Genomic DNA, 8827 nt, shown 5'->3' with positions numbered 1-8827 from the left:
TTGGTTCACAATCCTTTTTTATTGGCTCAGAATCCACTTTTTTTCGTTCAGAATCCCGATTTAATGGATCCCGGTTTTTCTTTCGTCTACAAACTTCACAATCACACATAAAATCACCCCTTTTAAACTAAAAAATTAGCAATATTAAAATATTGGCTAACTACTAGCATTTTATGTATTTTTTAATAATTTGTTTGGACAAGTAACTTGAATTTATATTTTACTTCTAATTCTTTTTTGTAATAACAAAAAATAGCCTTCTAACAAGAAGACAACCATCTTTTATTTCATATTTATATAAAAGACCCATACTTAAATACACTTAACTTCATATAATATTTTTAGAATGAGTAGTCGTTACTGAAGGGCACTTTTCGAAGTGCTCTTATCTTTAATCTCCCTCTTTTTCAGGAAGAGTTTTTTTACTAAATCCTAATATGATTTGTATCACTAAGGCTGGCGATTACCACATTTCCTTAATAGCTTCAATGAATACAGTAGCTACTAATTAAAATATCCCTATGATTTTCTCTACACTAAAAAAATCGTGCGTTATCGAACACATGAACTATTTTTTATTTTGACTATGTAACACTAAATTCACAACATTATTATCCTATATTTGGTGAAGCCTACATTTCAATGCCAGCAACCCCACACTTTTAACTAATAACTTAAACAAATGTGCTATCTCAAGGTTCCTTTGATATAGTATCTTATGTTCTATATAATGAAGAGAGCGCTAGTATTCGGAAGGAGCATGTATATGAGTATTCAACTAGCTACATCTAACGATTTAAAATGGATTAATAATCAATATGAATCAATAGGATTTGTACGAAGTGATTTAAAGAGAGATAAAGTTGCAATTATTACATATAACAACGAGTATGCAGGTGTTGGACGATTAGTCCAAATAGATGCAGATACTATAGAAATGGGCGGGATTTTTATTCTCCCTAAATTTAGAGGGCTACAATTAGCTGGTGAGCTTGTTTCATTTTTAGTAGAAACTGTAAAAAAATCACAAATACAAGATGTATATTGTCTTCCTTTTGAGGAATTAGAAAACTTTTATAAGAAATATGGCTATACTGAAGTCGATACTACGAAAGAAGCAGTCCATCCAATTATTCTAAAAAAATATAATTGGTGTTTGGAGAACTACGATAAACACGTTCTACTATTTAAATTGTAAATATAATAAAAAGTATATTCTCAATCGTTTTTCTATCAGTACTCCTAATCGGAGCCTAAGGATTAATCAAAGATATTTTATCTCTCCTTTTATAAATGGCTGATTAAAACTCAATGTTCCGTCAATACTATAGGTAACATGATTGTATTTCTCCATTCTCCCTTGGAGAGGAGCAGTTAGCTTTTGCTAGCTGCTCTTTTATTTTTTCAAAAAGTCACATAAATATCTTTAATTCCAAACATTCAAAAGATAAAATGTGATAAGATTGTTATGAAGATATTTACCAACTAATAAATGCGCCCTAGACTTACGTACTAGGGCGTATTTATTTTTTAGTATGTAATTTCCTTCACTCATCTATTATCCACAAAATAAGTATCATACGCTTTATCAAAAACATATCCTAACTTTTCTGCTAGGTTAGCAGATGTAGTATTCGCTGCGTCCCAGTTTGGATACTTTCCATTTTCTAAGCAATCCAATATAAGAGCTGCACTAACTACAGTTGCCAAGCCTTTTCTTCTATGATTGTGATCAGTCGCAACTTCAATTTCAATTCCATCATTATAAATACTATACGAGGATGCACCACATACAACTTCTCCGTTATATAAAATGCTATAACCTATACCACGGTTTATATAATCTTCTACCGACTGAAATTGACTTATAAAATCTTCAGAGATTTTATGTAATGTAGGGCTATTTGCGATATGCTCATCTATTCTTTTTAACTCATATCCTTTTGGAAGTATTGATATAAAAGACTGTAATTTTGAACGATTAAAACCTTCTGAATTTCGTTTGAACTTATAGCGTAAAAACTTATCTATTTTTCTTTCATGGAATGTTTCTAAGCGTTGTTTCCACTCTTCACTATTTACGATAACTAAAATTCTTTCAGGAATGTTACGTAATAACTCTTCTGTTTCTTGCACATTTGGGTCTCCAGCGTAAAATGTGAAAATTCCTACCGTAACTTGTGCTACTGTTGGATTTTCAAGATCATTTACCCAAGCAGTCCCCATATGCCCTTGTAAATAAGAAAGTAAAATAACGTTATTGAAATCATCAAACATAGAAACTAGTTTTTTTCTTGTATGTATATTCGCTTCATGTATCATTTACATTCCCGCCTTCTATAAAATCAATCTTATTCTAAATCTTTTAGAATAAACTTATATAATTTTTCAATCAACCATTTACCATATAAGAAAACACCTATTAAACTAAATTTTTATATAATTATAAATCATTCACAAATATAAAATTATTATAACATCTAATAAAAAAAGAGTATCTCACTTTTTAAACTTTAGAATATACATCGTGTATGTATAAACCCTCAACATAATGTATGAGGATTTATCAAAAAATGCGTTATAACTCCTTCTTAGAAATAAAAGATTCCATTTCACCATTTTTATATACTTTAGTCAATTTAACAACTGACTTGTACGTGTTAACGTCATCCTTTATCATTTTTTTCAGCTCTTCTATTTCGATATTACCAGTTCCACTCTCTACCTTTAAACAATTTGAAATGTTTAAGTATCCACTAGATGCGAAAAGAATAACGAATGTAATATCAGGAAAATTAATGAACAGCATTCCAAACTTCAAAGGGTTCGCAGCAGTATCCGATAAAACTAATCGAAAATCTAACAGTTCAGGTACTTGAACAAAATCCTTAGAAACAATCGCTTCACCTACAATTGCAAATTGCTTTACTACATTCCCAAGTTCATCTGTAAATTCAGTACATATAGGTGCATCAATTGTTTTCGCTTGTAAAGATAAATTTAATTCTGGATTATGAAAATCAAAAAAGATTGTACTCCCCTCTGTTAAACATTGCGGGCACACATTTCCTAGCAAGCTAAAGTCCTCTTCAATATATTTAACTTTCGATTTGCAACTACAAACTTTTCCTATTCGGATTACATCAATTTTTGAGCAATCTACAAAAATAACCTCACTGTCTTCTTGTACGAATGATACAATCCCTTTCATCGCATTAAATGAAAGAAAATAAGATACAACGATTTCGTTTCCTACTATTACAATACTTTCAACTTTAGTATACGGTTCTAGACTTTGTAAAAATTCACATATACTATTTTGGCAACACCCACAATCACGTTTCGGCTCACAATCCACTTACACTCCATCCCTTCTCTATATAGAATAGCTAATACATATATATGAAAGGAAAACAAAAAAGCTTGGACAATATAACTTTAACGTAGGAATATCGTTATCTATTCATAATATTAGTACGGGAATTACACCAATAATGAGTAATAACACATAATTTTTACTATAAATACATATAACAATTTCATCTTTCATGAAAAAAACGTTATAATGAAGTGTAGCCTCTACGATTACGTTATAAAGGAGATTAAAACAATGGCTAAAATTAAAGTATACCAAGTAAAAGAAGAAAATATGGAAGCAGTAAAAAACATCATTGATGTTGAGGAACAAAACCCAACTGCTGAAAACTTACAAAATCTATATGCATGTGTATTAGAAACTGAAGATATGGCATTGCCTGAATCATACATTGAAGAAGATATCTTAATCGATTCTATGGAAGTTATGGTTAACGCTTCTCAAAGCAAAGTAAGAGACTTAGGTGCCTACGATGTAATTGAAGTTCAAAACAAAGGTAAGAAAACACAAATTTTATTACTTGCAGACGAAGAATACGAAATTATTGAAGGCTAATCTAACACCATACATACGAAAAAGCTCCTTTCCAATTGGAAAGGAGCTTTTTCATTACGCTTTTGATGTTTCACTTTTTTTATTTGTTTGTTCTTTCTTTCTTAATTACCATGCGCTCATTTCCCATAAAGAAAATGAATATGAATGCTAATCCAGCTGGTACCAATACCCACATGAATGTTTGAACAATTGAACTAGAAAGAGCATCAATAACCTTATCTAATATTTGCGGAGGGATTTGAGATCTTGCCGATTCTGATAAAATGGCTCTTGAATCCCCTAATGTGTTTGTATTCATTCCCCCGCTCATGCCTTTAAATACTTCTTCTAATTGATCTTGGAAACCTGTTCTTTGGATCATTCCGAAGATTGTAATACCAAGTGTCATACCTAATGAACGAATGAAATTACTCGTCGAAGTCGCAGATCCGCGCTGTTCCATACCGAAGTTGTGAATAGCTGCCATACTTAGTACAGAGAATGAGAAGCCGACTCCAAATCCGATAATAATCATATACACTGTTAATAATACACGACTTGTTTCTGGCGTTAATGTGCTTAATAAAAATAGTCCAATTAGCATAATAACCGCAGAAATGATCATAATGTTTCGGTAGCTAAGCTTTGTCGTTAAAAACCCACCTAACTGCGCTGTTACGACTGAGCCTAACATCATTGGTAAAAGTAATAATCCCGAGTTTGTTGCAGTGCCACCGTATACACCTTGAATGAATAATGGAATGTATACAGTTGCTGACATAAACGCAGCTCCGTAACATAAAGCAATAATTGTACTCATTCCGAACAAACGTTGTTTAAACATCTCAAATGAAATGATCGGTTCTTCTACTTTACGTTCAATAAAAATGAATGCAATAATTAAAATAGCGAATCCACCAAATAAACTTAAAATAAAGTTAGAATCCCAATCATACTTTTGTCCGCCAAGTTCAAGCGCAAACATTAAAGAAACTACTGCTCCAACTAAAGTAATTGCGCCAAACCAATCAATTTTTTGCTTTCTATGAACTCTTGACTCTTTATAAAAGAATGTAATAAAAATAAGTGCTAAAACGCCAAGCGGTAAGTTAATATAAAATACCCAGTGCCAGCTTATGTAATCTGTAATATACGCACCAAGCAACGGACCAAAAATACTTGATAAACCAAATACTGCTCCGAATAAACCACCCATTTTCCCACGCTTTTCAGGAGGGAAAATATCAAAAACGATAGTAAACGCGATCGGCACTAATGCCCCGCCGCCAATACCTTGAATGGCACGATAAATCCCTAACTGTGTAATATTTTCAGCAGTACCACAAAGTGCCGAACCAATCATAAAGACGATTAAACCGAAAATAAAGAACCTCTTTCTACCATACATATCTGATAGTTTTCCGAATATCGGCATACCTGCCATTTCTGCGACCATATAGGCAGAAACGACCCATACAAAGTTTTCAAGGCCTCCTAAATTACCAACGATTGTTCCCATCGCTGTAACGACAATGGTATTATCCATTGATGCCATTAAAATACCTAGCAATAAGCCCGCTACAACAAAGCCGAGCTTATTATTCTTCTCAACCATAACCTTGCTCTCCCTCATACTACTTATATTTGTTTATGTTCTTTTACGACTGCATTACTTTTTTGGTTAAAACTAGTATGATATTCTACAATACTAATTTCACATCCAGGACCAATTGTAACGTTGTTTCCTCTTACAACTTCAGCAATCGTATGTTCTAAATAGATATCATCTCCTTCAATGATAGACGTTTGGAGGCTTCCAGCATGATTGGTAAATGGAATAAATCTCGCTTTTTTACGAACGGTAATCTTCTGACCGCCAATTTCTCTTACTTTGCTACCTTCATAACGAAGTGAAATTTCAATATTTTCAGCATTAAGTAATCCATCACTTTCAAGGCCACCAGTTAGTGATAGTTCTTCAACTTCAATATCTCCTTTTACATTTAAAGCGCCTTTCACATCTACGAAATCACCAGTTAATTTCCCCTTAACTTCTATCATACCTCTTACTTTTATTTTTTCAATATGAGCATCACTATGCATTTGTGTATTTCCGTATACTTTTACAGATTCCGCATCTACATTTCCTTGTACTTCACTATCTCCATACACGACATAACTTTTCACTTTCATATTACCGCACACTTCACTCGTGCCGTACGTTTTAAATTCATTACAGCTCATATCATTAGAAATCGTTCCTTCACCGCGAATCTTTACTTTATTATAATCTCCGCCCGCTGAACTACCAGAACCATTAACAGTAAGACTGTGTTGATGTTCCATATCATTTTCTCCCTTCCATTAAATCTGCTTAATTTCTTTTACATTTGCGCTTTTATCAACAGTAAGAACACCCGTATATTCGATTAGTTCAATCTCACAGTTCGGTCCTACCGTAACATTATTTCCTCTTACCGTTCTTATGTGAGCATAATCAATATCGATATTGTCACCTTCTAATAGTTCAGCCTCTAATTGCATACCAAATACTGATTTAAACAGCCTACTAAAAGTACTTAGTCTATGCTTTACTTTAATCGTTTGACCACCAATTTCTTTCGCTCGACATGTACCGTGAATATTAATATTTATTTCATCAGCGCTTAATAATCCGCCAATTGTAAATTGTCCTTCTGAAGAAAAAGTATCCACTTCACAATTACCGTCAATTGTAGCTTGACCATTGACCTTAAATTCTTCACCAGTGACATTTCCACCTATCGTACCTTTTCCTGCAATTTTCAAACTGTTTGCCTTTACATCTTGCGTAATTGTTGCTTTCCCATCAATTCGCATCGTTTCAGCATGAACTGTGCCATCGACTTTACCAGATCCGCTAATTCGTGCACTGCTACTTTTCAAATCGCCAGTAACTGCACCGTAACCGTTACATTCAAATTGCTCACATTCAACATTTCCATTCACAGTTCCTTTTCCGTTTAATTGTACTTTATGAAACTCGCCGCCATTGGATGAACCGTAACCATTTATAATCAAATTATCTGTACGCATACTTTCTCCTCCACTACAACAATTTAGTTTTTAATGCTTCGGTATATTTCATAATCGCTTCGCGTAAAACGATTTTAGTGCCTTTTTCAAAAATTAAATCGTCCACGTTTGAAACTAATAAACATGTAGAAATCCCTAATTTTCGGACAACGATTAAATCACAAGTTTTATGTTTAATTGTTTCATAATTTTCACGTAAAACTTGCAAGACCATTTTTCCTTCTTCTAAACTAATCTCTCCCGATTGTAGTAATTCTTCTAACATGTACACATAAAGAATATCTACAAATTGAAACTCTGCTGTTTTATTCGTTTGTTCTATGAAAAATTGTAAAACTGGTTCTGATGCAATCTCCTTACGTAAAATGTCTTCCTTTGTTAAAAGAATTTCTCTCACACTCGGTGAAAACATATTCGCTAGTTCATCAAGTGATAAATCCTCTTTCATCGTTTGGATCTTATCGATGCGCTCTAATATCTTTTCTTTCGGAAAAAATGTCTCTTGACCCGTGAATGTTGACTTTCGTACAAACCAATCTTCCGGTATTAAATTTTTTCTCTTCCACCTATATAACTGTCCGTATGAAATACCAGTTAGTTCTAATAAATCTTTTTTTGAAATTAAATCTGTACTCAACTGTATAACACCCCTTCCTGATAACAATGTAACATAACACTGTTACGCTGTAAATAGACTTTTATCACAAGTAGGGTAACAATTTGTAAAACAAACCTATTCCCACATACAAAAAAAGGCTCTTACACATCTTATGAAAATGCGCAAAAGCCCTTATATATCAAGATTTAAACCAAATATTATAAAAATCAATCCAACCTTGTGAATTAATCATTATATTTTGGACTTTTTCATGTGTACTTACCTCTTGTTTATTACGATATAAAGGAATAATATGAATTTGACGTAACAAAGTATCCTCAATATCGCGTAACAGTGTAACTCTTTTCTCTAATTCTTCTTGTTTAAAATAAGGAGACAACTTTTCATGAAAGTCCATGCTGCTTTGTCCATGAATAAAACTATTTTTTGTAAGAAACATATATAATAGACTATCTTCTATTCGTTCACTTATTGTGGCACTATCATGCATCATATCGGCCTTTTGTATCGTACTTACTTCCAATAGCTCTTCTATGTCAAGAAAATTATTTTCTACACGAATCCCGTACTTCACACACTCTTTTTGTATCCATTGTGCATCTTCAACATGATCTCGTCCTGTAAATGTGTAGAGTTGTAGCACTTCATTATGATAAGTACTCCTTTTAATTAAACTTTCTACATCTTCCTCAATCTCTACAATGCTTTCACCTGCTAATATTAGTTTCTGTGCCACTTCTCCACGTTCTCCGCCGAGTTCTTGAACGATTGTATAACCATGAATGATTTTATATAATGCTTTCCGAAATAACTCATCTTGCATTGGTCCTTCTTTCGTATGATTACATGTTATATATGTCACGTTCGACTCAAGCCGAGACAATTCTTTATTATGTTTTTCTTTATCTTTATACTGCGCCTTTACTAAAACATCGTATGTACTTACACCTTGTTCTACATTCCACAACTCAACACGATCTAAAAAAGGTCTTTCACGAAAATATAAAGGATGACCTTCTAAAATGAACAAATTTTCATTACTTTTATATAATTGAAAAGGCCCTGTTCCAATTAGCTCTCCTGCTTCATCTTTATTCACGATAGAACACTGTTCTGCACTTAGCATATGTAAAAACATTCGATTTTCCGTATGTAATTGAATTTCGACAACGTAGTCATCCACTGAACGAATACTTTCAACGTGTTGTAACATCCATGCGTGT

At 33.0% G+C, this 8827-nt stretch carries 9 protein-coding genes and 1 pseudogene; 2 read left to right on the top strand and 8 right to left on the bottom strand.

Annotated features, from left to right (window positions below; translation table 11 throughout):
- Window positions 1-109: pseudogene (locus tag MR160_RS31835) on the bottom strand (spore coat protein); the annotation flags it as partial.
- Between the two features lie 657 nt (window positions 110-766).
- Here MR160_RS31835 and MR160_RS31830 point away from each other — a divergent pair.
- Entirely contained in the window at window positions 767-1198 is a 432-nt protein-coding gene (locus MR160_RS31830; protein WP_000027164.1) for a GNAT family N-acetyltransferase, read from the top strand.
- A gap of 353 nt (window positions 1199-1551) precedes the next feature.
- On the opposite strand, the gene MR160_RS31825 is transcribed toward MR160_RS31830, so the two are convergent.
- Both MR160_RS31825 and MR160_RS31820 read right to left on the bottom strand, forming a co-directional pair.
- A complete protein-coding gene (locus tag MR160_RS31825) occupies window positions 1552-2322 on the bottom strand; it encodes a GNAT family N-acetyltransferase (RefSeq protein WP_000581062.1) in 771 nt (256 codons plus the stop codon).
- Window positions 2323-2578: 256 nt separating this feature from the next.
- The gene (locus MR160_RS31820) at window positions 2579-3358 is read right to left on the bottom strand and encodes a BC_2878 family exosporium-associated protein (protein WP_000340384.1); all 780 of its coding nucleotides are present in this window, start codon (window positions 3356-3358) and stop codon (window positions 2579-2581) included.
- 252 nt (window positions 3359-3610) lie between these two features.
- Between MR160_RS31820 and MR160_RS31815 the strand changes: the two genes are divergently transcribed.
- Window positions 3611-3931, top strand: a complete 321-nt coding sequence (locus MR160_RS31815; protein WP_001062742.1) for a hypothetical protein — start codon at window positions 3611-3613, stop codon at window positions 3929-3931.
- Window positions 3932-4010: 79 nt separating this feature from the next.
- Here MR160_RS31815 and MR160_RS31810 read toward each other — a convergent pair whose 3' ends face one another.
- The 5 genes from MR160_RS31810 to MR160_RS31790 all read right to left on the bottom strand — a co-directional run.
- Window positions 4011-5525: an MDR family MFS transporter gene (locus tag MR160_RS31810; RefSeq protein WP_242299058.1), complete on the bottom strand. Its 1515-nt coding sequence runs from the start codon at window positions 5523-5525 to the stop codon at window positions 4011-4013.
- 23 nt (window positions 5526-5548) lie between these two features.
- Window positions 5549-6256: a hypothetical protein gene (locus MR160_RS31805; protein WP_000401028.1), complete on the bottom strand. Its 708-nt coding sequence runs from the start codon at window positions 6254-6256 to the stop codon at window positions 5549-5551.
- An 18-nt stretch (window positions 6257-6274) separates the two neighbouring features.
- Entirely contained in the window at window positions 6275-6985 is a 711-nt protein-coding gene (locus MR160_RS31800) for a bactofilin family protein (RefSeq protein ID WP_001258382.1), read from the bottom strand.
- A 13-nt stretch (window positions 6986-6998) separates the two neighbouring features.
- Window positions 6999-7622, bottom strand: coding sequence for a YhbD family protein (locus MR160_RS31795; RefSeq protein ID WP_000102243.1), 624 nt, complete (start codon window positions 7620-7622; stop codon window positions 6999-7001).
- 160 nt (window positions 7623-7782) lie between these two features.
- Window positions 7783-8827, bottom strand: a 1045-nt coding sequence (locus tag MR160_RS31790) for an ABC transporter substrate-binding protein (RefSeq protein WP_242299057.1), incomplete at its 5' end; no start/stop codon positions are given.

The organism is Bacillus cereus group sp. BfR-BA-01382 (assembly GCF_022663475.1).
Lineage (GTDB): Bacteria > Bacillota > Bacilli > Bacillales > Bacillaceae_G > Bacillus_A > Bacillus_A thuringiensis_S.
The sequence above is the reverse complement of the archived record's forward strand: the minus strand, read 5'-3'. Positions and strand labels throughout refer to the sequence as shown.